This window comes from Actinomadura monticuli (assembly GCF_041463655.1).
In the GTDB taxonomy this organism is placed as follows: domain Bacteria; phylum Actinomycetota; class Actinomycetes; order Streptosporangiales; family Streptosporangiaceae; genus Spirillospora; species Spirillospora monticuli.
On record NZ_JAXCEI010000018.1, the window covers coordinates 12190 to 36471 of the forward strand.

Below are 24282 nucleotides of genomic sequence, written 5' to 3' on the forward strand. Positions count from 1 at the left end.
CTCGTCCAATCCGGCCACGCACGGTTATCGTCGAGAGCGCAGCCGCTTCCCGAGGAGTCACATGACCACCGTGATCCTGGTCCTGCTCTGCCTTGCGATCGCCGGACGCGAGCTCTACCTGGCCTCCGACAAACGACTCCCCCGCGCCCAGGCCGAGCTGCGCCAGCTCAGCCGGCAGCTGGACGACCTCGCCAGGGACCACCAGACCCTCAAGACGGTGGTCGACGAGGCGACGGAGCCGGCCGGCATCCCCATCCCGCCGCAGCCGGAGGGGCCGCCCGCCGAGGTCCTCGAAAGGCTCGACTCCGTCACCGGACGGGTGGAGCGGCTGGAGAAGCAGTTCGGCGACATCTCCGAGGAACTGGCCGGCACCGACCTCGACCGCGAAGCCCAGCGCGCCCTGGCCCGCTCCCTCGACGCGGTGGAGCAGAACGTCCTGGAACTGCACCGGGAGATGCTCGACCGGCTGGACCGCGAGGAGGGCGTCGTCACCGGCGTCCTGCTCAGCGAGGAGGGCGAGGGCGAGACGCTGCTCGCCGAGGCCTACGAGAAGTGCGCGACCGAGTGCGGGCTGCGCGTCCGCATCCGCGACCAGCGGTCCGCGCAGGCGACCGGCACCTACTGGGGCACCGTCTACCACATGTCGGGGCGGCGCCCCGACGTCCTCGCCGAGGACCTGTTCTCCTACGTCCGCGGCCTCTACGACCCGCAGGACGCGTCCGCCGTCAACGCGCTGCTCACCGAGCTGGCGTCGCTGCGCGGCGGCGGCATCGCGCAGTTCGGCCCGTTCGTCGCGGTGAGCACGCAGAGCGCGCTCCTGTGCGGTGTCCTCCCGGACGACGAGAGCACGCCGCCGACCGAGCCGTGGCAGCTCGTGGACCACATCCGCGAACTGCCCGCCGACCGGCAGCGCGACCTGTCCTGGCTGCGCTCCGACGACTGATCACGGCCGGACGAACCGCGGCGCGCCGCCCTCGTCCACTCCGAACGCCAGCAGGCACCGCGGGACCCGCGCAGCGTCGATCTGCAGGCACACCCCGAGCCGCAGTTCCGGATCGACGAGCACGACCCGCCGCAGCGCCCACAGCGCCCTCCGCGCACGCGCCCGCGTCTCGGGCCGCCCCGGTTCGCGCAGCGTCCCGGTGACGACGCGGCCCGCGTACCGCCACAGCGCCGCCGAGTCCAGGACCCGCACGCCCGCGTCTGTGAGGTTCGCGACGATCACGACCCCGCTGTCGTCCTCCTCGGCCCCGGACGGGACCCGCAGCGCACCCTCCCCCGGCAGGTCGCGCGGCGCCTGCGGCCCGCCCACCGCCCGGTGGTAGCGCAGCGGATCCAGCGTGTCGATGACGAAGGCCCCCGCGTAGGGCCTGGACGCGCGCGGCGGAACCGTCCGCCCCCGCCCCGGCCGCACCGTGCGGACGCCCAGCTGTGCGCTGAGATCGAACACCATGCCCGCTTCGTCCCGCCACGCGGGCACCCCGAGCTTCGCCGCCGCCTTCCGGTCGAGCACGTGCATCGCCACATCGCTGCGCCGCGAAAGCGCCGAGGCCATCCCCAGCCCCGGGAACGCGCTCTCCAGCACCGCGAGCATCGCGCGCCACGTCGTGCTGCCGGCGAACTCGTCCACGAACGCGTCCACCGACCCGCCGCGCCGCGCGGGGCCCGTCATCGCCGGCGCACCTTTCGGAGGCTCCGCCGACAACCCCTTCCGGGGCAGGAACGGCTCGTCCGCTCCCGACGTCTCGGGTCGGGCGGCTTCACCGGCGGCGGACGGCTCCGAAGATCCGGATCCATGCGGCGCCCACGACACTCCCTCGGCCCGGGACGCGGCCTCCTGCTCAGCACCGGGGTCGTACGGCGTCCAAGCCTCACCGGAGGCGGGCGATTCCTGCGACGGCGTCCGCGCGGGTGGTTCTTCGCCCTCACCCTCCTGCGACGCCCAAGACTGCGCGGCGGCAGGCGGCACGGCCCCCGCCGACTGCGACAACGACGGCTCACCGGACACGCTGCCGCCCTCTGCCCCGTGCGGCGTCCATGGCTGGGACGGGCCGGACGGCGCGGCACCTTCCGGGCGCGGTGCCCCCTGCGGGGCCCCCTGGGGTGACGGCTCGCTCGGCGGCATGCTCCCGGCCTCATACGGCGTCCACGGTGCCGATGGCTCGGTGTCCTGACGCGGCGTGCCGGTCGCCTGACCGCCAGCCGGGGGTGCCGGACGGCCACGCGAACCGCCGCCCGGCTCGCCCGGCGTCCACCGCTGCGCCTCGGACTGGGACGCGTCGCCGACCGCACCTGACGACGCGCCCAAGGACTCGGGGTCATGCGGCGCCCACGGAGCTGCCTCAGGCCGGGGCGCGGCCCCTTGCTCGGCAGTCGAGTCGTCGGGCGCCCAAGCCTGCGCGGGAGCGGGCGACGCCGCGTCCGTCGGTTGCGGCGACGGCGGCTCCCCGGACGCGCCTCCGCCCTCTGGCCCGTGCGGCGTCCATGGGTGGGACGAGGCGGACGGCGCGGCACTCGCCGGGGGCCGTGCCTCCTGTCGTGGCGGCTCGGTGGACGGTCCGCTGTCCGCCTCGTAGGGCGTCCAGGGCGTCGTCGATGGGTGGTCTTGCCGGCGCGGTGCGGCGGTCGGCCGGTGCCCGGTCGGGGTCACTGGGCCGCTGCCCGGCTCACTCGACGGCGGCTCGGGGCGGGGGGCCTCGCCGGATGCCGGCGCGGATGGGCCCGAGGAGCCGGATTCGTGTGGCGTCCACGGCGCGGTCTCCTGGTCGGCGCCGGGGGCGTACGGCGTCCACGACTGGGACGAGGCTGGCGGCGTGGGGGCCGGCGGGCGCGGCGGCTCCGGCGGCGGGGGCTGTTCGGAGGGGCCCCTCGCCTCCGTCCAGGGCTGGGCGGGCGGGGCGTTCTCCGGCTCGTAAGGGGTCCATGACGCGCCTGGGGGCCTCGGCCCGGGGACGGACGACGGGGGGCCGCCGGGTGAGTCGGGCGCCGTCCACGGTGGTGAGGGTTGGTCGCTCGGGGTCGGCTGGGCCTCGCCGCCTGGTTCGGGTGGCGTCCACTGCGGTGGCGGGTTGGGGGTGTGAGGGGTCCAGGGTTGCGTGGGGGGCGGCGGGTGCGGGGTCCAGTCGGTCGTGGTCTTGCCTGCTACGTGGATGTCTCCGGGATGGGGGACCTGGACGGGGGTCTCCGGGGGCGGAGGGTCGCCGGGGTCCTCGGGGCTGGGACGGTCACGCGGGCCGATTCTCACGGTCTCGATCCTGCGCTCTCATCAAGATCATCGGCAAGTTCGGCCGCCGAAGAGGGCGGCGCACAGGGTGTCGAGGCGGTCCGGTGCGGCGCCCGCGGTGAGGACGGGGCCCGGGTCCAGGCGGAGCCGGACGGAGACCTCGCGGCGCAGCGGCTCGTCGGTGCCCTGGGCGGCGGCGATGTCGCGCAGGCCGACGGTGACGGTCTCGGGGATGTCGACGGTCAGGGGCTGCTCACCGGCGGGCAGCGCGTCCAGCCACAGGTCGAGGACGCGGCGGGCGAGGCCGTTCAGGAGGCGGCCCCAGGGTTCGACCAGGTCGGGCGGGACGTTCTCGGTCTGCAGTTCGGGGAGGCCGAACCGGGCCAGGCCCTTGGTGGTGACGAAGAAGCCGTCCGCGGAGGACGTGTGCGGGAGGAGCATCCAGTCGGTGAGGCGCGGGGCGCCCTCCGGGCCGGGCAGTGAGCGGAGCAGGCGGGCCGGGGTCAGGACCTGCGGGGTGAAGACGTCGATCACCGGGGAGCCCGTGGCGGCTCCGAGGGCGCCGGCGACGGCGCGGGACGCCCATTCGTGGGCGGGCGGGCGGCCCGGCCGGTAGGCGGCGCGGACGGCGACGACGAAAGGGGCCGCCGCGATCGCCTCCAGGTCCGCCGCGGCGGCGCCGTAGGCGGCGAGGAGGTCGGCGGGCAGCGGGGGGAAGTCGGCGGCGGGACGCTGGTCGAGGGTCAGCATGGGGCTTCCGAGCATGCCGCGGACGAGGTCGCGGAGCGGCGGCGCGGTGTGCCGCGTCACGTGCTCGTGGGCGAGGGCCGCGGGGTCGGCGAGCGGTTCGGCCAGGGCCACGGCGTAGGTTCCGTAGAGGGTCTCCGGAACGGGCAGCGTCAGATTCTCACCCAAACTCGTCCCCCGGGGGTAGTCGGCACCCTTCGATCAGAGCCGATGGGGACGTCGGAAAGTATCTGGCGACAACGGGACATTTACCTCCCAAACCGGGGAGACAGGCCCACGATCAGCGCGGCAGCCGCTGCTCGACCCACACGATCTTGCCGGAGCCGGTGCGGTGCGTGCCCCAGCGGGCGGCGAGGTGGCTGACGAGCTGGAGGCCGCGGCCCGACTCCTCGGTGGCCTCGGTGTACCGGAGGTGCGGCAGGTCGGTGCCGTCGTCGTGCACCTCGCACAGCAGCGTCCGACTCTTGATCAGGCGGACGCCGAGCGACCCGGCGCCGTGCACGAGGGCGTTGGTGACGAGCTCGCTGACGAGCAGCTGCGCGGTGTCGATCAGGGCGTGCAGGTCCCAGCCGGCGAGCCGGGCGGCGACCTGCGCGCGGATCCACGGGACGCTGTTCGGCTCGGGTTCGAGCTCCCAGGTGACGACCTCGTCCTTGGGGATGCCGTCGAAGCCGACGGCGACGATGGCGATGTCGTCGGCGGGGGTGCCGGCGGCGAGCGTGTCGAGCAGGTCGTCGCAGGTGCCGTCGAGATCGGGGGACGCCCCGGCGAGCCGGGCGCGCAGCTCCTCCAGGCCCTCGTCGATGTCGCGGTCGCGGCGTTCGAGGAGCCCGTCGGTGCACAGGACGAGCTGCGAGCCGTCCTCGACGTCGACCGCCATCGTCCGGAACGGCTCGCCGCCCACCCCGATCGGCACGCCGGGCGGGACGGGCAGCACGCGGCTGGCGCCGTCCGCCGCGACGAGGACCGGCGGGACGTGGCCCGCGTTGGCGAGCGTGCAGCGCCGCTCGACCGGGTCGTACACCGCGTACAGGCAGGTGGCGAGGTAGTCCTCGCCGAGCCGGCGGGCGAGCCCGTCGAGCTGGCGCAGCAGCCGGTCGGGCCGCATGTCCTCGGCGGCGAGGGTGCGGACGGCGGTGCGCATCTGCCCCATGATCGCGGCGGAGGTGAGGCCGTGCCCCATCACGTCGCCGACGACGATGCCGAGCCGGCAGCCGGGCAGCGGGATGGCGTCGAACCAGTCGCCGCCGACCTGCGCGGCCTGCTCGGCGGGCCGGTAGCGGTAGCGGACGCGGGCCCCGGCGACGTCCGGCGGGTCGTCGGGGAGCATGCTGCGCTGCAGCTTCTCGGCGACCTGGACCTCGCGCCGGTACAGCCGCCCGTTGTCGACGCACAGCGCGGCACGGCGGGCCAGCTCGTCGACCATGGCGAGGTCGAGGTCGCCGAACCCGGGCCGGTCGGGCTTGCGGAGCAGCTTGAAGGTGCCGAGGACCCGCCCGCGCGCGATCAGCGGGACGACGAGCAGCGCCCGCCCGGTGAACAGCGGGCTCAGGTCGCGGTCGCCGAACGCGGCGGCGAGCCGGGCGGCCTGCGCGGACGTGACGCGCCGGATGTGCACCGGGCGCCCGGTCCGCATGGCCTGGACGAACGGCGTGCCGGACGGCAGGAACAGCGCCTCGCCCTCGGGGACGGCCTCGTCCCAGCGTCCGGCGTCGTCGTTGTGGGCGACGGCGACGCGGCGCATCAGCGTGGTCTCGTCGACCTCGGCGGCGGGCGGCGCGGAGTCGGCGACGACGCGTTCGAGCAGTTCGACGGCGGCGAAGTCGGCGAGCCGCGGGACGAGGACCTCGGCGAGCGTCCGGGCGGCCTGCAGGTGGTCGAGCGAACTGCCGATCTGCTGGCCGGCCTCACCGAGGTAGGCGAGGGGCTCCCAGGCGGCGGGGACGTCCCGCCGGGCGGGCCGCGGCCGGCGGGACGGGACGGGCGGGGCCGGCGGCGCGGCCGGGCCGCCGCCGGTGTGCGGGACGAGCGGCAGCCGGATCGTCAGCCCGAGCGAGAGGGCCGGGCAGCCGAGCCCGAGCACCCGCGCGGTGATCTTCTCGGCCGCGGCCGGGTCGAGCGCGGGCAGCAGGTCGGCGAGCCGTCCGGCGAGCGGGCCGGCGGAGGAGTCCGGCAGGTCGGCGGCCGGGGCGGTGAGCGCGGGCTCGATGCGCAGCAGCCGGGCACTGGCCGGGCGGCGGTGCGCGGCGCCGGCGCCGGCGGGCCCGTCGGGCGGGGCGAGCAGCAGGTCGCCGATGGTGATGCCGATCCCGTGCCGGCGGAGCCGGCGCAGGTCGGCGGCCAGCGCGAGCACGCTGACACCGTGTTCGCCGTGTGCACCGGGCTCGCCGGGCTCGCCGGGAGCCCGGTCGATCGGGTAGACCCACCAGCCGACCTCGGCCGGTTCGCCGGTGTCGACGCGCGCCAGCGTGCAGGCGCCGCACCAGACGTGCCCGAAGGCCTTCGGCTCGAAGGCGCCCCGGTGCTCGCGGGGCAGCCGCAGCAGCGCGGCGGGCGGGCGGCCGAGGGCCCGTGGCGGCCCGACCCCGAACAGGTCGGCGGCCGTGTCGTCCCAGTGGCTGATGCGGCCACGTCCGTCGAGCGTGATGGCGGCCATCTTCGCCACCCCCAGCAGGTCAGTGATGACCATGCGGTCCCCCTCCTCGGACGAAGGACGCCCGAAGTCCCCCCGGCAACGCGCGGTAAGGGGGACGTTACATCGTGTTAGAGAGACGCGCCGCGACAATCCGAAAATGCATCGGGTGAGTGCTCACTCAGCCTCCGCCGGCTGCTAGCGTCCACGGCGGAAGGGGAGGTGAGACGGGCTTGGCAGCACGGAGGGAGCCGATGCGCGAGCGGATTCTGGCGGCGGCCGTGACGGTGATCCGGGCGCGCGGGATCACGGCGGCCACGACGAAGGAGATCGCGCGCAGCGCGGGCGTCTCCGAGGGCAGCCTCTACAACCACTTCGCGAACAAGACGGCGCTGTTCGCGGCGGCTCTGGCGGAGGTCACGGGGACGGCGCGGACGGCGATGACGACGCTCGCCGGGTCGGTCGGGCAGAACACCGTGGAGGAGAACCTCGTCCGCCTGGCCGCCGAGATGGTCCGCTTCTATGGCGAGTTGCTGCCGATGACGGGGCCCGTCCTGGCCGATCCTGAACTGATCGCGTGGCTGCGTGACAACGGCCCGGTCAAAGCACAGGACGATGCCGCCGCCAAGGCGCGCGCGCGGACCAGAGGCGGCCAGGACGGCGGTGCGCCGCCGCCCGGTGCCCCCGGCGGTCCCCCGGCCGGCCCTCCCGGCGGCTCGGCGGCAGGTCCGGTGCTGGGCCACGCCGCCCTGATCGGCTACCTGGAGGCGGAGCGGCACGCGGGACGGCTCGGACCGGACGCGCCGATCCCGTTCATCGCGGCGGCCCTGCTCGGAGGCTGCCAGCAGCACGCGTTCCTGACGCGGCTGGCCGGTCCGGAGGCGGTGGCCGCGGGGGCCGGGCTGCCGGCCGCGCCGGAGGAGTTCGCGGCGCCGCTCGTGCGCGCGGTGCTGGCCGGGCATCTCCCGGCGCGATGACCTAATGCGGGCATAGCCGAGGGCGAAGCAAAGAACACTGTGACTAGCAACACCCTGGTCAAGGCAACCTTTTGGCACCCTCCAGGCGTCTTACTGGGAAGGAAGACCACCGGCGGGTGGTCTAAGCGCCGATCGGGCACGGCCCGCGACGTCCCGGAAGACGGGGTCGCCCTGGCATCGCCGATCCGCGCAGATCCTCGGCCCACTCTCCATGCGAGGCCGGGTTGCCCGAACCCGCCGGGAACGGTGGCACGTACCACTCAACGGGGGGCGGCTCGTCCGCCCGGTCCGCGCGTGCCCCCGACCACGCGCCATGCAACCGGCCCCTTTCGCCGGGGCCCTACCCACGGGGAGCGACGATGACCGCTGTCACCACGCCCGTTCTGGACAACGGCCGCGACGCCAGCCGCGCGAACGACCGCGCGAAGAGGAGCATCACGAACATCGAGAGCACCCGGCGCTACGAGCGCGACGTCCTGCCGCTCGCCGACCCGCTCTACGCCAGCGCCGTCCGGATGACCCGCAACACCGCCGACGCCGAGGACCTCGTCCAGGAGACGCTGGCCAAGGCCTACGTGAACTTCCACCAGTTCCAGGAAGGCACGAACCTCAAGGCGTGGCTGCACCGGATCCTCACCAACAACTTCATCAACACCTACCGCAAGAAGCAGCGCGAGCCCCAGCGCGCCGGCTCCGAGGAGCTGGAGGAGTGGCAGCTCGCGCAGACCGAGGCGTCCTCGTCCGGTTTCCGGTCCGCCGAGTCCGAGGCGCTGGACCGCATCCCCGACTCGCAGGTGATCGGCGCGCTGCGCGCCCTGCCGAAGGACTTCCGGGACGCCGTCTACCTCGCGGACGTCGAGGGCTACCCCTACAAGGAGATCGCCGAGATGATGGGCACCCCCATCGGCACGGTGATGTCCCGCCTGCACCGCGGCCGCAAGCAGCTCCGCGAGCTGCTCGCCGACCACCGCCGCGCCGCGCACACCCTCGCGGCGTAACCCGGCCGCCCCGGCGCTCGCCCGGCGACCACGAACGCGTTCCCGCAGCTGCCCCGTGGCTGCGGGAATGCTCATTTTCCTGCACGTTGAGTGTCCGCATCGATACGATGAGCGATGACCCCTCCAGACGTCGGGAGCTCTCGTGCCGAATCTCGTCACAGGCGTCATCGCGGGTGCGTTGATCGCCCTCATGCCCACCGTCCCCTCGGAGACGGGGACGTCGCTGCGGCTCACGCTCACCCATCCGGACAGGAACACGTCCGGGACCAGGACGGTGACCCTGCGGTGCGACCCGCCGGGAGGCGGGCATCCCGAGGCGGCGCGGGCCTGCGCCGAACTCGCGGAGTCGGACGGCGGGTTCGCCCACCCGCCGGACGGCCGGATGTGCACCGCCGTCCACGCGCCGGTCGTCGCCCGCGCGGAGGGCCGGTGGCGCGGTAGGCCCACGCGGTTCCGGGCCGAGTTCGGCAACGACTGCGCGATGCGGGCGCGGACGGGCTTCGTTTTCGCCTTCTGAGCACGGCGAACGGGACGAAATGACGGCAGCATCCGAAACCGTCCGAATAGGCGCGCCGACCGTGGGTAAGGCGCGCACACGGGCCACGCGAGCCGTCGGCGATTCGGGAGGATGTGCGCGCGATGCCACCAAGGGTCAGCGACGTGATGACGGAGGCTCCGCTGTCGCTGCCACTGGACGCCACGCTGTACGAGGCGGCCCGTGTGATGCGTGACGAGGGGATCGGCGACGTGCTGGTCACCTATGCCGGACGGCTGTGCGGGGTGGTGACCGACCGCGACATCGTGGTGCGCGCCGTGGCGGAGAGCCGTGACACGTCGCTGACGCCGCTCGGGGACGTGTGCACCGCCGAGCTGACCACGGTGCAGGCCGACGACGACACGGCGACCGTGGCGCGGCTGATGTGCGAGCAGGCCGTCCGGCGCCTTCCCGTCGTGGACGCCGCGCAACGCCCGGTGGGCATCGTGTCCATCGGCGACCTCGCGGTGGCGAACGGCGACGCCGGGCCGCTCGGCGAGATCAGCAAGGCGCCCCCCAACAACTAACCCGAAGCGACCGCCGCCCGACGACCGACGACCGACGACGAGGACCCCCCGACGACCAGCCCTCCGCAGCCAGAACCCCCGTAAGGCACCGCTCATGACGCAGCACCGACGCGGCGCGGCGGGCAGCACGCCGCAGCCGCCCGGCCAGGATAATCTCGGAGGGATGACGCCCACCGAAACGGTTCTGACGGACCAGCTCGCGCTGGAGATCGCCCGCCTCGGCATGGTCGGGGCCTCCTCCGACGTCGGCACCCTGCACCGGGTGACCGAGCTCGCCGCGCGGGCCGTCCCCGGCTGCGCGGGCGCGGCGAGCGTGCGCTGGGCGCTGCCCCGGGCCGCCGTGGCCGACACCGGTTCGGCGTGGCCGCCGGCCGCCACCGTCCCGGTCCCGGACACGGGCCGGGAGACCGGCGTGGACGTGGGGACGCTGGACGAGTCGCGCCCCGAGCCGCTGGCCGCTGCGGCGAGCCACCCCGACCTCGCCGAGGTGACCGACCGGCAGCTGTCCCGCGGGCACGGGCCGATCTTCGACGTGGTGCGGGAGCGCCGGCCGCTGGCGTCCGACGACATCCTCGCCGAGACACGCTGGCCCGAGTCGATGTCGGACATGCTGCGCCGCGGGGTGCGCTGCTTCACCATGACCCCGCACCTGAACCCGCCGGTCCTGGTGACGCTGACGCTGTTCGGGGTGACGCCGAAGTCGCTCGGCCACGGCCGGCACGCGCTGGCGTCGCTGCTGATCGCGCAGGGCACGGCCGCGGTGTCCAACACCCAGCAGTACGACGACGTGCACCGGACGGCCGTCCAGCTGCAGGAGGCGGTCGAGGCGCGCGCGATCGTCGACCAGGCCAAGGGCATTCTCATGCACGCGCTGGGGTGCGACGCCGACGAGGCTTTCGCCGAGATGCGCCGGATCTCACAGACGCGTCATGTGAAGCTGACCGCACTCGCACAGCGTATCGTCGGTGATCAGGGCCTTCCCTAGGCCGCACGTACAGACGCATGAAGGGGATGCGAATAGGCTGCTCGAAGCGGCCCCGCGGATCGTGGTCCGGCCCGGTCCGGGCGGGAGCCGAGCTGGTTCCACCGTGTGACGCGGACGAGAGGGAGACCAGATGCACGATCAGCCCGACCAGCTCGAACCCGAGACCCTGCTGAGGGAGATCGCGGACCTCGAAGGGCGTATCGGCGAGCTGCGCCAAGCCGCCGGTGTCCCGGAACCCGACCTGCGCGCCACCCTGGACGCCGCGCTGGTCGAGCTGGAGCTGGCGCTGACCGTGCTGCGCACGATGGGCAACGAGCAGACCGGTGAGCAGGGCGGGTCGCCCGCCGCCGCCGAGAACGAGCGCCGGGTGCTGCGCACCGTCTTCCAGGACGCGCCCGTCCCGCTGTTCCTGCTCGACCGGACGACGAGCGTCCGCCGCGTCAACCGGCAGGCCGCGATGCTGCTCGGCACCTCGTCCGGATACGTGTCGGGCAAGCAGTTCACGGCGTTCTGCGACATGGCGACCCGCGCGGCGGTGCGGTCGCAGCTGGCCGCGGTCGTCCGGACGGGGCGGCGCCGCCGCGTCAACGTCCGGTTCCTCGGCAGGGACCGTCCGGTCGACGCCGTGGTGACGATGGCGCGGGTGTGGATCCGCGGCGAGCCGGACCCGATGGTCGTGGTGGCCGCCGGCCCGACGACCACGCCCACCGACGACAAGCCGCACCGGGGCGCCCCGCGGGGCCGGGCGCGGACGGCGCAGAGCGCGCCGGCCGACGACGAGGCCGTGGCCACGATCGTCCACCGGATGGACGTCCTCGCCACCGCGAGCGAGTTGCTGCTGGACGAGCCGGTCTTCAACGAGACGGTGGCGGTCCGCCGCTGCGCCCGGCTGCTCGCCGCCGAACTGGCCGACTGGGCGTTCATCGACCTGACCGGCCAGAACGGCGGCCCCGGCGGGCCGATGCAGGGCGGCATCCACGCGGCGGGCGCGGGGCAGGAGCTACGCCGCCAGGTGGTGATGGGGCCGGAGGACGAGCATTCCGTCGACGCCGCGCGGATGCTGGAGGAGGTCGAGCCGGCGGAGGGCACGCTCCCGCACACGGTGTTCGTCACCCGGCAGAGCGCGCTGCGGCCGCACGTGGAGAACCTCGACGTGCTGGGCGTCTGCCCGGACGGGCAGCCCGTCTGCGCCAAGATCGGCGCGACGTCGGTGCTGAGCGTGCCGATCGAGGACGGCGACCGCGCCATTGGAACGATCACGCTGGCGGCGAGCGGCGAGTACGGCCCGTTCGACCTGATGGACCTCGGGGTCGTGCAGCGGCTCGGCCGGTACCTGGCCCTGGTGATCCGGGCGGCGCGACTGTACCGGCGGCGCGCCGAGGTCGCGGACACGCTGCAGGCGGGGCTGCTGCCGAAGCGGCTGCCGAAGATCCCGGGCGTGCGCGTGGCCGCGAAGTACCTGACGTCGACGCACGGTTCGGACGTGGGCGGCGACTTCTACGACGTGTTCCGCACGGAGAACGGCTGGGGCCTCGTCCTCGGCGACGTGTGCGGCAAGGGCGAGGACGCGGCCGCGGTGACGGCCACGGCGCGGCACTGCGTCCGGCTTGCGTCGCGGTGGAAGGCGGCCCCGGGGGACGTCCTCGGCGTCGTGAACGAGGCGCTGCTGGACGAGGACCGGTTCGTCACGGCGGTGATGGCGGGGCTGACGCTGGAGACCGAGCGGATCATCGTCTCGCTGGGCACCGCGGGCCATCCGCCGGCGATCGTGGTGCGCGCCGACGGGGTGATCAGGTCGGCGTCGCGGGGCGGCGTCCCGCTCGGCCTCTTCGAGGACTTCGAGGCGGGGCTGGACACGATCGACCTCACCGTCGGCGACACGCTGATCCTGCATTCGGACGGCGTCCTCGAGGCGTGCGACATGATGCGGAAGGAGTTCGGCCAGGAGCGGCTGCTGGAGGCGCTCGCCGGGCACGCCGGCGACACTCCGGAGGGCATGCTCGCCGGGGTGGAGGCGGCGCTGCTGGACTACTGCGACGGCGACCTGCGCGACGACGTGTCGATGCTGGCGCTGCGCGTGGAACCGCCCGCCCTCGACTAGGACGGCACGCGGCATTCGCCGGTATGCGCCGGGGATGCGGCGAATGCCGGGATGTTGATCGTCCGTCGGGGTAGATCGGGAGCATGACCGTCGATCCCGCGGACAAGCCGCGCAACGAAACCGAGCACGAGCGGCTCGACCGTCAGCTGATGGAGCTTCTCCAGGGTTTCCGGGTCGCGACGACGGGGGTGCAGGTGCTGTTCGCGTTCCTGCTGACCGTCCCGTTCTCCGCCGGTTTCGACAAGGTGGACGGCACCGGAATGGTGCTGTTCTACCTGGCGCTGTTCGGTGCGGCGGCCGCGTCGATCTGCTTCATCGCCCCCGCGTTCCAGCACCGGATCCTGTTCCGGCTCGGGCAGAAACATGTGCTGATCAAGCGCGCCAACCGGTACGGCATCGTCGGCGCGTTCGCGCTGGCGATCTCGATCACCTCGGCCACGATGCTGATCGTCGAGTCGCTGTCGGAGCGGATGCTCCCGGTCGTCCTCACGGCCGTGGGCGTCCTCGGGCTGGCCGGGTGGGTGTGGTTCGTCCAGCCCTACCTGACGCGGATGACGGCGAACGCCCGCGCGACCAGGGCCGGGGACGGCTGATCGCGCGGGCGCGGCGGCGGCTCAGTAGGCGCGTCCGAAGATGACGCGCTTGCCGTAGGCGGACGGACGGCCGCACTTCACACAGGTGCCGGTCTCCTCGGGCGCGTCCGCCGGGATGACGCGCGGCGTCGCGGCGGTGTCGGCCTTGATCGCGTCCTCGCACTCGGTCTCGCCGCAGTGGAACGCGCGCGCCCACCCGGAGGCGACCTGCGCGGCGAACGCGTCCCAGCCGTCCACGACGGCGGTGTTGCCCTCGCGGAACTCCTCGGCCCTGGCCAGCAGGAACGCCTGGAAGTCGGCGAGCATCCCGGGCAGCAGCTCGGTGACCTTGTCGAGCGGGATCTGCTCCTTGCCCTGCCCCTCGACGGTGGGGAGCCGCCGGGCGACGGTCGCGACGCCGCCCTCGATGTCGCGCATGCCCAGTTCGATGCGGATCGGGACGCCGCGCATCTCCCACTCGTTGAACTTGAAGCCGGGCGACAGCTGCGGCCGGTTGTCGTCCACGTGCACGCGGACGCCCGCCGCCTTGATCGCCGCGCCCAGCCTGCGGGCCTCGGCGGCGGCCCGCTCGCCCTGCTCCTTGCGCCCGATCGGGACGATCACGACCTGGTACGGCGCGATGTTGGGGGGCAGCACGAGGCCCTTGTCGTCGCCGTGCGTCATGATCACGCCGCCGATCATGCGGGTGCTCATGCCCCAGGACGTGGTGTGGGCGTGGGTGAGCTTGCCCGCCTCGTCCTGGTACTGGATCTCGAACGCCTTGGCGAAGTTGGTGCCGAGGTAGTGCGACGTGCCGGCCTGCAGTGCCCGGCCGTCCCGCATCATGCCCTCGATCGTGTACGTGCGGACGGCGCCGGCGAACCGCTCACCGGGCGTCTTCTCCCCCGCCACGACGGGCATCGCGGCGAGGTCGCGGGCGACGTCGGCGTAGGCGTCGAGCGCCCACATCGTCTCGCGCATCGCGTCGTCCTCGTCGACGTGCGCGGTGTGGCCCTCCTGCCAGAGGAACTCGGTCGTGCGCAGGAACATGCGGGGCCGCATCTCCCACCGGACGACGTTCGCCCACTGGTTCAGCAGCAGCGGCAGGTCGCGGTGCGAGTCGATCCACTTGGCCATGTACTCGCCGATGACGGTCTCGGACGTGGGCCGCACGACGAGCGGCTCCTCCAGGTCCTTGCCGCCCGCGTGGGTGACGACCGCCAGCTCCGGCGAGAAGCCCTCGACGTGCTCGGCCTCGCGCTTGAGGTAGGACTCCGGGATGAACATCGGGAAGCAGGCGTTGTCGTGCCCCGCGTCCTTGATGCGCCGGTCCAGGTCGGCCTGGAGCAGCTCCCACATCCGGTAACCGTACGGTCGGATGACCATCGTGCCGCGAACCGGGCCACGGTCGACGAGCTGGGCCTGCACGACCACCTCGTTGTACCAGGCGGAGAAATCCTCGCTCTGCGGCGTCACACCTTCTCGACTCACGGCAAACAAGGGTACTGACCATCCGCATCGGTCCGGGCACCTTCGCTACTCTCGCCGGATGCGCTGGTCCCAGATGTTCGTGCCGACGCTCCGCGAAGACCCCGCCGAGGCGGAGGCGCCGAGCCACCGGCTGCTGCTCCGCGCGGGCTTCGTCCGGCAGCTCACCGCCGGCCACTACTCGCTGCTGCCGCTGGCCGTCCGCGTCCGGGCGAAGATCGTCCAGATCGTGCGCGAGGAGATGGACGCGATCGGCGCGCAGGAGATGCTGCTGCCCGCGCTGCATCCGGCGGAGCCGTGGCGGCGGTCGGGCCGCTGGGAGCTGATGGGCGAGGAGATGTTCCGGCTCCGCGACCGGCGCGGCGCCGACCTCGCCCTCGGCATGACGCACGAGGAGATCTTCGCGACGGTCGCCCGGGAGCTGAGCTCCTACAAGCAGCTCCCGCAGCAGTGGTACCAGTTCCAGACGAAGTTCCGGGACGAGCCGCGCCCCAAGGGCGGCCTGATGCGGACCCGCGAGTTCACCATGAAGGACGCCTACAGCTTCGACGTCGACCGTCCCGGCCTGGACGCGTCGTTCGACGCCTACCACGGCGCCTACACGCGGATCTTCGCCCGGCTGGGGCTGCCGGCGCTGCCGTGCGAGGCGTCCAGCGGGACGATGGGCGGCTCCGGCTCGACCGAGTTCATGTGCCCCGCCGACGTCGGCGAGGACCTCGTCGCCCACAGCCCGGCGTGCGGGTACGCGGCGAACATCGAGCGGGCGACGTCGGCGCTGCCCGCCGCGTCCGACGGGCCGGGCCTGCCCGCGCCGGAGCGCTTCGACACGCCCGGCGTCCGCACCATCGAGGATCTGCTGGCCTACGACGCGCCCGGCGACCGCCAGATCAAGACGCTCGTGTACGTCCTGGACGGGACGCTCACGCTCGTCCTGCTGCGCGGCGACCACCCCCTCAACGAGCAGAAGCTGGTGGACGCGACGGGCGCGGCGGAGATCCGCGCCGCCGAGCCGGCGGAGATCCGGACCGCGCTGGGCGCGCTCCCCGGCAGCCTCGGCGCGGTCGGCGTGTCGCTCCCGGTGATCGCGGACGAGGCGCTGCGCGGCCGGCGCGACATGTTCACCGGGGCGAACACCGACGACGTCCACCTGCGGGGCGTCGACGTCGACCGCGACATCGAGGTGGGCGCCTGGGCCGACCTGCGCGAGGTCGGTGCCGGGGAGCCCTGCGTCAACTGCGGCGAACCCCTGCGGATCGTGCGGGCGATCGAGATCGGCCACATCTTCAAGCTCGGCGACCGCTACGCCCGCGCCCTCGGCGTCGAGGTCCTGGACCCGGACGGCAAGCTCGTCCCGGTCATCATGGGCAGCTACGGGATCGGCGTCGAGCGCGCGATGGCCGCGATCGTCGAGACGCACCACGACGACCGCGGCATCGTCTGGCCGCTCGCCGTGGCTCCGTTCCAGGTCGCGGTCGTGCCGGCGCAGTCCAACGACGCGAACGTGGCCGAGGCCGCGGAGGACCTCTATGCCGCGCTGTCGGCCGCCGGGGTGGAGGTCGTGATCGACGACCGTCCCGAACGCGCGGGCGTGAAGTTCCGCGACGTGGAGCTGACCGGCATCCCGTTCCGCGTGACGATCGGCCGCCGCGGCCTGGCCGAGGGCGTCGCGGAGGTCACCGTCCGCGCCACCGGCGCGACGTCCGAGATCGCCCTGGACGCGGTCGCCGCGCACGTCGAGTCGCTGCTGGCCGAGGCGGTCTGACGCGTCACAGCAGGGTGCCGCCCAGCTCCCCCGTCTTGACCACCACCAGCACGACCAGCAGGACGAACACCGCCGCGGCCGCGCCCGCCTGAACGAGCAGGCGCCGGTCCCGCGGCGCGTAGGCGAAGGCCAGCGCGACCGCGCCGCCCGCCAGGAGACCGCCGAGGTGCCCCTGCCAGGAGGCGATCCCGGCCGAGACGACCAGCCAGATCAGGGCGAGCACGACGAGCCGGTTCGCCTCGTCCATGCGGTGCCCGAGCCGGCGCATGAAGACCCAGTAGGCGGCGGTGAGGCCGAAGATCGCCCCGGACGCGCCCACCGCGTTCATGCCGGGGTCGATCAGGTAGCCGAGCACCGAGCCGCCCAGCGCGGACAGCAGGTACAGGGCGAGGAACCGCCAGCGGCCGAGCATCTCCTCGGCCGGGCGGCCGAGCCGCCACAGCCACCACATGTTGAACACGATGTGGAGGATCCCGAACCCGCCCTCCGTCGGCGGCAGGTGCACGAACGCCGACGTGATCAGCCGGTACCACTCGCCGTGGGCCACCCCGACGGACTCGAACCCGGCGTATGCCGTCCCGTCGGCCACGAAGAGGTCGCCGTCCGGCCCGACGAGCCCGATGCCCAGCGATCCGAGCTTGTCGACGAGATCGGGCTTGGCCAGCTCACCGAGGTACACCAGCACGCTCACCGCGGTGAGCACGTACGTCACCCACGGTGTGACCGAGACCGTCCCGCCGAAGACCGTGCGCCCCTGCCGGACGGTCTTGTTGCCTTCCCGCACGCACTCGACGCACTGCTGGCCCACCGCGGCCGTGCGCATGCAGTCGGGGCAGATGTAGCGGTCGCACCGCGAACAGCGGACGTACGTCTCGCGCTTGGGGTGCCTGTAGCACGCGGGGGCCTCTTGTGTCGCCGTCATCGTCCAACCTCTCCGAGAGCCGGAGATCATAACCGCAACGGCCGACACGCCAAGGGAAAACCGTTTGACGGCCCCGCCATCGCCTCCCGAGACTCGGTGGGTCATCGAGGGGGAACCGTGGGACACGTCGAAGTCGGCCATATCAGCCATGTGCTGCCGGACGGCCGCACGCTACTGGACGACGTCTCCTTCCGCGTCGGCGAGGGCGTCACGGCCGCCCTCGTCGGCCCGAACGGCGCCGGCAAGACGACCCTCCTGCGGCTGATCGCCGGGGACCTCGCCCCGCAGTCCGGGACGGTCGGGCACAGCGGCGGCATCGGCGTGATGCGCCAGTTCATCGGCAGCATGCGGGACGACACCTCGGTGCACGACCTGCTGCTCTCCCTGGCGCCGCCGCGCGTCCGGTCGGCGGCCGAAGCGGTCGAGGCGGCCGAACTCGCGATGATGGAGCGCGACGACGAACCGACCCAGCTCCGCTACGCCACGGCCCTCGCGGGCTGGGGCGACGCGGGCGGCTACGAGATCGAGGTGCTCTGGGACGCGTGCTGCGTGGCCGCGCTCGGCGTCTCCTACGACGGGTGCCGCTGGCGCGAGGTCCGCACCCTCTCGGGCGGCGAGCAGAAACGCCTCGCCCTCGAAGCCCTGCTACGCGGCCCCGACGAGGTCCTCCTCCTGGACGAGCCCGACAACTACCTCGACGTCCCGGGCAAGCGCTGGCTCGAAGAAAGGCTGCGCGAAACCCCCAAGACCGTCCTTCTCGTCTCCCACGACCGCGAACTCCTCGACCGCTCCGCCGACCGGATCGTCACGGTGGAGGCGGCCCGCGTCTGGATCCACGGCGGCCGCTTCTCCACCTACGCCGCCGCCCGCCGCGACCGCAACGAACGGCTCGAAGAACTGCGCCGCCGCTGGGACGAGGAGCACGCGAAGCTGAAGGAACTCGTCAACACCCTCCGCACCAAGGCGACGGTCAACGACGGCTTCGCGTCCCGCTACCGCGCGGCGCAGACCCGCCTGCGCAAGTTCGAGGAGGCGGGCCCGCCCGAGGTCCCGCCCCGCGACCAGAACCTCAGGATGCGCCTGCGCGGCGGACGCACCGGCAAACGCGCGGTGATCTGCGAGAACCTGGAACTGACGGGCCTGATGAAGCCCTTCGGCACCGAAATCTGGTACGGCGAACGCGTCGCGGTCCTGGGGTCGAACGGCTCCGGCAAATCACACTTCCTGCGTCTTCTCACGGCCATCGCCGAAGCACTCCCCCGAGGCGCGACCCCGGTCGAGCAGGTCGCCCACACTGGCGTGGCCCGCCTGGGAGCCCGCGTCGTCCCGGGCCTGTTCGCGCAGACGCACGCCCGTCCCGACCTGGCCGGACGCACACCGTGCGAGATCGTCATGACCGAGCACGCCCGGCTCCGCAACGACGCCATGAGCGCCCTGACCCGCTACGAGCTGAACGTGTGCGCGGAACAGCCCTTCGAGACCCTCTCCGGCGGCCAGCAGGCCCGCCTCCAGATCCTGCTCCTGGAACTGGGCGGCGCCACGCTCCTCCTCCTGGACGAGCCGACCGACAACCTGGACCTGGCCAGCGCCGAAGCTCTGCAGGAGGGCCTGGAGTCCTACGAGGGAACGGTCGTCTCGGTGACCCACGACCGCTGGTTCGCCCGCGCCTTCGACCGCCACCTGGTCTTCGGCTCGGACGGCACCGTCTACGAGTCCCCCGAACCCGTCTGGGACGAGACCCGCGTTGCCCGTCCCCGCTGAACGGGCGGCTCCTCGAAGTAGGCGGCGCTCTCCGCGTCGGCCGGGTAGTACGACTCGATCGCGACCTCGTCCAGCGTGATGTCCATCGGGGTGCCGAACGTGGTGATGGTCGAGAAGAGGCGCATCTCCCGTCCGTCCAGGCGGAGGATCATCGGGATCACGACATCGAATTCGGCCGACGGGCCTTCGGGACCCGGCTCAAAAGCTCCTCGTAGAGCGCGGCGAGTTCCGCATCGGGAGCGACCGCGAGACGACCACCTCCGTTGACCTGCGGCGTGTTGTTGGTTTCGGCCTTGCCATAACAACAACACGCCGCAGGTCAACGGGGGCGGGGGACTCGACGCGATCGTGCTGGCGCGGGCGAGTCTGGAACGGCTGGGCTTCTGAACCTGGTGCGGCTGCTGGACGACGAGGACATGCGGCGGTGTGTGAGCGCCGAACGGGCGATGCTGCACGGACTTCAGGGGCACTGCAACAGCCCGATCGCCGGTCATGCGCGGCTGGAGCGGGACGGACGGCTGTCCCTTAGAGGCATGGTCTTCACTCGTGACGGGGCCGAGTTCGTCCACTCGCATGAATGGTCGGGGCCGAACGAGGGCGAGAGCTTGGGCGCGTATGTGGCGGGTGATCTGCTGCGTAAGGGGGCGGGTGACCTGCTCGGAGGAATTTCGCGCTGAGGGGCGATGAGTTTTGTCGGGGTGGGGGGTCGGTATCGGGGCAGGCATGCCGGTAGAGCGCTCGGAGGGAGCAGCCATGAGCGGAGTGCGGGTTCTGGTCGGGACGCGGAAGGGCGCGTTCGTCCTCACCGCGGATGGGACGCGCAAGGACTGGACGGTCAGCGGGCCGCACTTTGGCGGGTGGGAGATCTACCACGTCGCCGGGTCGCCCGCCGATCCGGCGCGGTTGTACGCGTCGCAGTCCACCGGGTGGTTCGGGCAGCTGATCCAGCGGTCGGACGACGGCGGCGCGACGTGGCGGCCGGTGGGCGGCGAGTTCGCCTACGAGGGAGTGCCCGGCACGCACCAGTGGTACGACGGGACGCCGAAGCCGTGGGAGTTCAAACGGGTCTGGCATCTGGAGGCGTCGCCCGACGATCCCGACACCGTGCACGCCGGGGTGGAGGACGCCGCCCTGTTCCGGACGGACGACGGCGGGGCGTCCTGGCAGGAGCTGCCGGGGCTGCGCGAGCACGGGTCGGGGCCGTCCTGGCAGCCGGGCGCGGGTGGGATGTGCCTGCACACCGTCGTGCGCGACCCCGTGGACGCGGCCCGGATGTACGCGGCCATCTCGGCGGCCGGGGTGTTCCGGACGGACGACGCCGGCAAGACGTGGAAGGCGATCAACCGGGGACTGCGGTCCGAGGGCATTCCCGACCCGGACGCCGAGGTCGGCCACTGCGTGCACCGCATCGCGATGCACCCGTCGCGGCCCGAGGTGCTGTTCATGCAGAAGCACTGGGACGTCATGCGCAGCGACGACGCGGGCGAGACGTGGCACGAGATCAGCGGTGACCTGCCGAGCGACTTCGGGTTCCCGATCGCCGTTCACGCGCATGAGCCCGACACCGTGTACGTCGTCCCGATCAAGAGCGACTCCGAGCACTACCCGCCGGAGGGGAGGCTGCGCGTGTACCGGAGCCGCGCGGGCGGGCACGAGTGGGAGCCCCTGACCGCGGGGCTGCCGCAGAGCCACTGCTACGTGAACGTGCTGCGGGACGCGATGGCCGTCGACTCGCTCGACTCGTGCGGCGTCTACTTCGGCACGACGGGCGGGCAGGTGTACGTGTCGGCGGACGCCGGTGACACGTGGGAGCCCATCGTCCGCGACCTGCCGGCCGTCCTGTCGGTGGAAGTCCAGACGCTGCCATGATCCGGGTCGTGCTGCCCGCTCACCTGCGGGTGCTGGCGCACGTGGGGGGCGAGGTGGAGCTGGACGTGCCCGCCCCGGTCACGCTGCGCTCCGTCCTGGACGCGCTGGAGGCGCGCTATCCGGTGCTGCGCGGGACGATCCGCGACCGCGCCACGGGTCGTCGGCGGGCGTTCGTCCGCTTCTACGCCTGCGAGGAGGACCTCTCCCATGACCCGCCGGAGACCGTTCTGCCCGCGCGTGTCGCAGCGGGGGCCGAGCCCTTCATGGTGGTCGGCGCGATGGCGGGCGGGTGAGGGGCCGGGGGCGGCGGACCGCCCCGGCCCCCGGCCCGGTCAGCAGTGGTGGACCTTGCCCTTCACGATCTTGACGTAGGCGCCCGAGACGTAGTCCTTCGGGCTGCTGTAGCCCATGCGGTACCAGACGCGGGTGTGCCGGATCTTCTGGCCGCGCGTCCAGCACTTGATGGAGAACCTCTGGCCGGGCTTCAGCCAGCCGACCCGCTTCGAATGCGTGGTCGGCTTCGACCGGATCGCCAGCTTGTGGCGGCTGGTCACCTTGCCCGTTGCGTACTGGTACGCGGCGGACGCCGACGTGGCCTCCGGCGAGGTGGACGCGTGCGCGGCGGGCGGACCGGTGAGGCCGGCGCCGACGGCGCCCGCGAGCAGCAGGGTTGCGAAACTATGGCGTAGTTTCACGAACTCTCCTTTTCAATGGTGTGTTGACAGGCATGACGGTCCTGCCCGTATGTGACCGCCAACTAACCCTAAGTAACGACAGTGGACGGCCAGGTTCTCTCCATCCGCCACGACGGGCCACTGGGTGAAGGGATCGTCACCGAGATCCCCTGGGACCTGATGGACCGGGTGCGGGAGGTGCCCGGTCAGTGGTTGCTCAGCGGACGCTCCTTCTGCGTGGCGCTTCCGAAGCGCGCCGTGCCGCCGGAGAGGGCGGCCGAACTGGGCGGCTTCCTCCGCTCCATGGCCGATCGACGTCCCGGTGATAGTCCTGGTTGAGCCGGGACGAGAGCCCTGTCCGGGTTCGGTGTCCTGCGGATAAAGTGCCCGCGTGCGGGTGATCGTCACGGGTGCTGCGGGGTTCATCGGGAGCCATGTCGTCGACGCGTGCTCGGCGGCGGGGCACGAGGTGCTCGCGGTCGACGCGCCCGCGCGGTCGCTGTCTCCGGAGCTCGCGCGGCGGACGTGGGCGCAGGTCGCGGCGCGGCCGGGTGTCGTCGCCGCCGACGTCGATCTCGCGGTGGACGAACTGGACGCCGTCGCCAAGGCGGACGTCGTCCTGCATCTGGCCGGGCGGCCCGGCGTGCGGGACTCGTGGGGGCCCGGACGGGCCGTGGCCGAGCGGGACAACGTGACGGCGACGCGGCGGCTGCTCGCGGCGTGCACGGCGGCGGGGCGCAGGCCGAAGGTGGTCATCGCGTCGAGTTCGTCGGTGTACGGGTCGGCGGGGCGGCGGCCGAACCGGGAGGGCGACCCGCTGCGGCCGGAGAGCCCCTACGCGGTCAGCAAGGTCGAGGTGGAGCGGCTCGCGGGCCTCGCGGCGGACGCCGGGCTCCGCGTCGCCGTGCTCAGGTACTTCTCGGTGTACGGGCCCCGGCAGCGGCCCGACATGGCCTTCCACCGGTTCGTGGAGGCGGCGCTGGACGGGCGTCCGCTGCCGGTGTTCGGGGACGGGCGCAGGTCGCGCAGCTTCACGCACGTCCGGGACGTGGTGGCGGCGACGCTCGCCGCGGCGGCGGCGGAGCTGCCTTCGGGGATCGCGATCAACGTCGGCCATCCCGAGCATGTGGCCGTTCGGGACGCGATCGCGATGCTCGTCGGCGCGCTGGGCGTCCAGGCGGAGATCCAGCGCGAGACGCCCGTGGCAGGTGACGCCCACCGGACGTGGGCCGACACCGGACGCGCCCGGGAGCTGCTCGGCTGGGAGGCCGCGATCGGCCTCCGGGACGGGCTCGACGACCAGATCGCCTGGCATCGGGCCCTGGCGGAGGTGCGGGTCGGATGAGGCACAGAGCGGCCTATGTCGCGTTCGACCGGTTCCCGTCCAGCAAGGGGTCGGCGGTGCACATCGCGCAGATGGCCGACGAGCTGTTCGACCGGTACGGCGGCGGGCTCCTCGGCGTGATCGGCGGCGGTGACCTGCCCCGCTACCAGCGGGAGGGGACGCGGGAGATCGCACGGTTCGACGGGCGGGTCCCGAACCTGATCGACCGGGCCGAGGCGTTCTCCGGCTGGGTGGCCGACCATCTGGAGCCGCACTGGGAGACGCTGGAGATCTGCCATGTGCGCGACCCGTGGAGCGCGCTCCCTGCGGTCGCCGACGGGCGCCGCCACAAGGTCGTGTACGAGGTCAACGGCCTGCCGTCCATCGAGATGGGCCACACGTGGCCGTGGGCGGCGCCGAGCACGCTCGGCAAGATCCGCGAGCTGGAGCGGTTCTGCCTTGAGCGCAGCGACGCGGTCGTGGTGCCGTCGCGGGTGATCGGCGACGCCGTCCGCGCGCGGGGCGTCCCGGAAGGCCGGATCCACCTGGTGCCCAACGGGGCCGGCGTTCCCGGGGAGACCGAGCGGCCCGCCGATGCGCCTGAGCGTTATGTCATCTATGTCGGCGCGACGCAGCCGTGGCAGGGCCTGGACGTGCTGATGCGCGCGTTCGCCCGGCTCGCCGACCTGCCCGGGCTGCGGCTCGTGGTCTGCGCGTCCGTCCCGGAGCGGCGGGCGAAGCCGGTGCGCCGGCTGGCCGAGCGGCTCGGCGTCGCCGACCGGGTCGACTGGCGGTTCGCGCTGCCGCACCACGAGGTCGCCGCGTGGCTGGCGCACGCGGAGGCGTCCCTCGCCCCGCTGACCGGCTGCGCCCGCAACCTCGACCAGGGCTGCGCGCCGCTGAAGGTCATCGAGTCGATGGCGGCGGGCGTCCCGGTCGTCGCCTCGGACCTGCCGGCCGTCCGCGAGCTGATGGCGGACGGAGAGCACGGCCGGCTCGTCCCGGCCGACCGTCCCGCCGAGCTGGCGCGGGCCGTCCGCATCCTCCTGGAGTACCCGGAGGAGGCCGCCGCGATGGGGCGGCGGGGCCGCGCGCACATCGAGGAGAGCCTGACCTGGGCGCGGTCGCGCGCCCGGCTGGCCGAGGTCTACCGCACGCTCACACCGGGCCGATAGGTGGTTCGTC

23 protein-coding genes are annotated in these 24282 nt (G+C 73.1%); 16 read left to right on the forward strand and 7 right to left on the reverse strand.

Annotated elements, in window-relative coordinates:
* The first annotated feature begins 61 nt into the window (after positions 1-61).
* Complete coding sequence (locus tag SM611_RS30775; RefSeq protein ID WP_371953819.1) at positions 62-943, forward strand: hypothetical protein; 882 nt, start codon at positions 62-64, stop codon at positions 941-943.
* Here the strand turns inward: SM611_RS30775 and SM611_RS30780 are convergent, their stop codons facing one another.
* The 3 genes from SM611_RS30780 to SM611_RS30790 all read right to left on the reverse strand — a co-directional run bounded on the left by SM611_RS30780 (position 944) and on the right by SM611_RS30790 (position 6659).
* Complete coding sequence (locus SM611_RS30780) at positions 944-1672, reverse strand: hypothetical protein (RefSeq protein WP_371953820.1); 729 nt, start codon at positions 1670-1672, stop codon at positions 944-946.
* A gap of 1599 nt (positions 1673-3271) precedes the next feature.
* On the reverse strand, positions 3272-4138 hold the full coding sequence (locus SM611_RS30785; protein ID WP_371953821.1) for a hypothetical protein: 867 nt from the start codon (positions 4136-4138) through the stop codon (positions 3272-3274).
* 112 nt (positions 4139-4250) lie between these two features.
* Positions 4251-6659, reverse strand: a complete 2409-nt coding sequence (locus tag SM611_RS30790) for a SpoIIE family protein phosphatase (protein WP_371953822.1) — start codon at positions 6657-6659, stop codon at positions 4251-4253.
* A gap of 197 nt (positions 6660-6856) precedes the next feature.
* Here SM611_RS30790 and SM611_RS30795 point away from each other — a divergent pair, with 197 nt between their 5' ends.
* From SM611_RS30795 to SM611_RS30825, 7 genes are all read left to right on the forward strand, one after another.
* On the forward strand, positions 6857-7579 hold the full coding sequence (locus SM611_RS30795) for a TetR/AcrR family transcriptional regulator (protein WP_371953823.1): 723 nt from the start codon (positions 6857-6859) through the stop codon (positions 7577-7579).
* A gap of 359 nt (positions 7580-7938) precedes the next feature.
* Positions 7939-8577, forward strand: a complete 639-nt coding sequence (locus SM611_RS30800) for a sigma-70 family RNA polymerase sigma factor (protein WP_371953824.1) — start codon at positions 7939-7941, stop codon at positions 8575-8577.
* A 142-nt stretch (positions 8578-8719) separates the two neighbouring features.
* Positions 8720-9094 (forward strand): SSI family serine proteinase inhibitor, encoded by a 375-nt coding sequence (locus SM611_RS30805; protein ID WP_371953825.1) that lies wholly within the window; start codon positions 8720-8722, stop codon positions 9092-9094.
* Positions 9095-9216: 122 nt separating this feature from the next.
* On the forward strand, positions 9217-9639 hold the full coding sequence (locus SM611_RS30810) for a CBS domain-containing protein (RefSeq protein WP_371953826.1): 423 nt from the start codon (positions 9217-9219) through the stop codon (positions 9637-9639).
* 163 nt (positions 9640-9802) lie between these two features.
* Positions 9803-10624 carry an ANTAR domain-containing protein gene (locus SM611_RS30815; RefSeq protein WP_371953827.1) on the forward strand — a complete coding sequence of 274 codons (822 nt, stop codon included), beginning with the start codon at positions 9803-9805 and terminating at the stop codon, positions 10622-10624.
* 130 nt (positions 10625-10754) lie between these two features.
* A complete protein-coding gene (locus SM611_RS30820; protein ID WP_371953828.1) occupies positions 10755-12725 on the forward strand; it encodes a SpoIIE family protein phosphatase in 1971 nt (656 codons plus the stop codon).
* Positions 12726-12808: 83 nt separating this feature from the next.
* Entirely contained in the window at positions 12809-13318 is a 510-nt protein-coding gene (locus SM611_RS30825; protein ID WP_371953829.1) for a DUF6328 family protein, read from the forward strand.
* Between the two features lie 21 nt (positions 13319-13339).
* Here SM611_RS30825 and proS read toward each other — a convergent pair whose 3' ends face one another.
* Positions 13340-14788 (reverse strand): proline--tRNA ligase, encoded by a 1449-nt coding sequence (gene proS, locus SM611_RS30830; RefSeq protein ID WP_371953830.1) that lies wholly within the window; start codon positions 14786-14788, stop codon positions 13340-13342.
* 58 nt (positions 14789-14846) lie between these two features.
* Here proS and SM611_RS30835 point away from each other — a divergent pair, with 58 nt between their 5' ends.
* The gene (locus SM611_RS30835; RefSeq protein WP_371953831.1) at positions 14847-16547 is read left to right on the forward strand and encodes a proline--tRNA ligase; all 1701 of its coding nucleotides are present in this window, start codon (positions 14847-14849) and stop codon (positions 16545-16547) included.
* 4 nt (positions 16548-16551) lie between these two features.
* On the opposite strand, the gene SM611_RS30840 is transcribed toward SM611_RS30835, so the two are convergent.
* Positions 16552-17469: a rhomboid family intramembrane serine protease gene (locus tag SM611_RS30840; RefSeq protein WP_371953832.1), complete on the reverse strand. Its 918-nt coding sequence runs from the start codon at positions 17467-17469 to the stop codon at positions 16552-16554.
* Between the two features lie 117 nt (positions 17470-17586).
* Between SM611_RS30840 and SM611_RS30845 the strand changes: the two genes are divergently transcribed.
* On the forward strand, positions 17587-19230 hold the full coding sequence (locus SM611_RS30845; protein ID WP_371953833.1) for an ABC-F family ATP-binding cassette domain-containing protein: 1644 nt from the start codon (positions 17587-17589) through the stop codon (positions 19228-19230).
* On the opposite strand, the gene SM611_RS30850 is transcribed toward SM611_RS30845, so the two are convergent.
* Positions 19176-19391 carry a hypothetical protein gene (locus tag SM611_RS30850; RefSeq protein ID WP_371953834.1) on the reverse strand — a complete coding sequence of 72 codons (216 nt, stop codon included), beginning with the start codon at positions 19389-19391 and terminating at the stop codon, positions 19176-19178. The genes SM611_RS30845 and SM611_RS30850 overlap by 55 nt on opposite strands.
* A gap of 231 nt (positions 19392-19622) precedes the next feature.
* Between SM611_RS30850 and SM611_RS30855 the strand changes: the two genes are divergently transcribed.
* From SM611_RS30855 to SM611_RS30865, 3 genes are all read left to right on the forward strand, one after another.
* Positions 19623-19907: a hypothetical protein gene (locus SM611_RS30855; protein ID WP_371953835.1), complete on the forward strand. Its 285-nt coding sequence runs from the start codon at positions 19623-19625 to the stop codon at positions 19905-19907.
* A 76-nt stretch (positions 19908-19983) separates the two neighbouring features.
* Entirely contained in the window at positions 19984-21099 is a 1116-nt protein-coding gene (locus SM611_RS30860; protein ID WP_371953836.1) for a WD40/YVTN/BNR-like repeat-containing protein, read from the forward strand.
* A gap of 8 nt (positions 21100-21107) precedes the next feature.
* Positions 21108-21392, forward strand: a complete 285-nt coding sequence (locus SM611_RS30865) for a MoaD/ThiS family protein (protein ID WP_371953837.1) — start codon at positions 21108-21110, stop codon at positions 21390-21392.
* 39 nt (positions 21393-21431) lie between these two features.
* Here SM611_RS30865 and SM611_RS30870 read toward each other — a convergent pair whose 3' ends face one another.
* Positions 21432-21794 (reverse strand): hypothetical protein, encoded by a 363-nt coding sequence (locus tag SM611_RS30870; protein ID WP_371953838.1) that lies wholly within the window; start codon positions 21792-21794, stop codon positions 21432-21434.
* A gap of 81 nt (positions 21795-21875) precedes the next feature.
* Between SM611_RS30870 and SM611_RS30875 the strand changes: the two genes are divergently transcribed.
* The 3 genes from SM611_RS30875 to SM611_RS30885 are packed head-to-tail and all read left to right on the forward strand — an operon-like array spanning position 21876 to position 24272.
* On the forward strand, positions 21876-22112 hold the full coding sequence (locus SM611_RS30875) for a YcxB family protein (protein ID WP_371953839.1): 237 nt from the start codon (positions 21876-21878) through the stop codon (positions 22110-22112).
* Positions 22113-22164: 52 nt separating this feature from the next.
* A complete protein-coding gene (locus tag SM611_RS30880; RefSeq protein WP_371953840.1) occupies positions 22165-23118 on the forward strand; it encodes an NAD-dependent epimerase/dehydratase family protein in 954 nt (317 codons plus the stop codon).
* Entirely contained in the window at positions 23115-24272 is a 1158-nt protein-coding gene (locus SM611_RS30885; protein ID WP_371953841.1) for a glycosyltransferase family 4 protein, read from the forward strand. The genes SM611_RS30880 and SM611_RS30885 overlap by 4 nt, the downstream gene beginning before the upstream one ends.
* The last annotated feature ends 10 nt before the right edge of the window (positions 24273-24282 follow it).

Excerpts from the sequence above, each read along its gene's own strand:
- SM611_RS30790 (WP_371953822.1), bottom strand. The coding sequence starts at position 6,659 with ATGGTCATCACTGACCTGCTGGGGGTGGCGAAGATGGCCGCCATCACG.
- SM611_RS30815 (WP_371953827.1), top strand. The coding sequence starts at position 9,803 with ATGACGCCCACCGAAACGGTTCTGACGGACCAGCTCGCGCTGGAGATC.
- SM611_RS30835 (WP_371953831.1), top strand. The coding sequence starts at position 14,847 with ATGCGCTGGTCCCAGATGTTCGTGCCGACGCTCCGCGAAGACCCCGCC.
- SM611_RS30800 (WP_371953824.1), top strand. The coding sequence starts at position 7,939 with ATGACCGCTGTCACCACGCCCGTTCTGGACAACGGCCGCGACGCCAGC.
- SM611_RS30795 (WP_371953823.1), top strand. The coding sequence starts at position 6,857 with ATGCGCGAGCGGATTCTGGCGGCGGCCGTGACGGTGATCCGGGCGCGC.
- SM611_RS30860 (WP_371953836.1), top strand. The coding sequence starts at position 19,984 with ATGAGCGGAGTGCGGGTTCTGGTCGGGACGCGGAAGGGCGCGTTCGTC.
- SM611_RS30810 (WP_371953826.1), top strand. The coding sequence starts at position 9,217 with ATGCCACCAAGGGTCAGCGACGTGATGACGGAGGCTCCGCTGTCGCTG.
- SM611_RS30885 (WP_371953841.1), top strand. The coding sequence starts at position 23,115 with ATGAGGCACAGAGCGGCCTATGTCGCGTTCGACCGGTTCCCGTCCAGC.
- SM611_RS30840 (WP_371953832.1), bottom strand. The coding sequence starts at position 17,469 with ATGACGGCGACACAAGAGGCCCCCGCGTGCTACAGGCACCCCAAGCGC.
- SM611_RS30825 (WP_371953829.1), top strand. The coding sequence starts at position 12,809 with ATGACCGTCGATCCCGCGGACAAGCCGCGCAACGAAACCGAGCACGAG.
- SM611_RS30820 (WP_371953828.1), top strand. The coding sequence starts at position 10,755 with ATGCACGATCAGCCCGACCAGCTCGAACCCGAGACCCTGCTGAGGGAG.
- SM611_RS30775 (WP_371953819.1), top strand. The coding sequence starts at position 62 with ATGACCACCGTGATCCTGGTCCTGCTCTGCCTTGCGATCGCCGGACGC.
- SM611_RS30780 (WP_371953820.1), bottom strand. The coding sequence starts at position 1,672 with ATGACGGGCCCCGCGCGGCGCGGCGGGTCGGTGGACGCGTTCGTGGAC.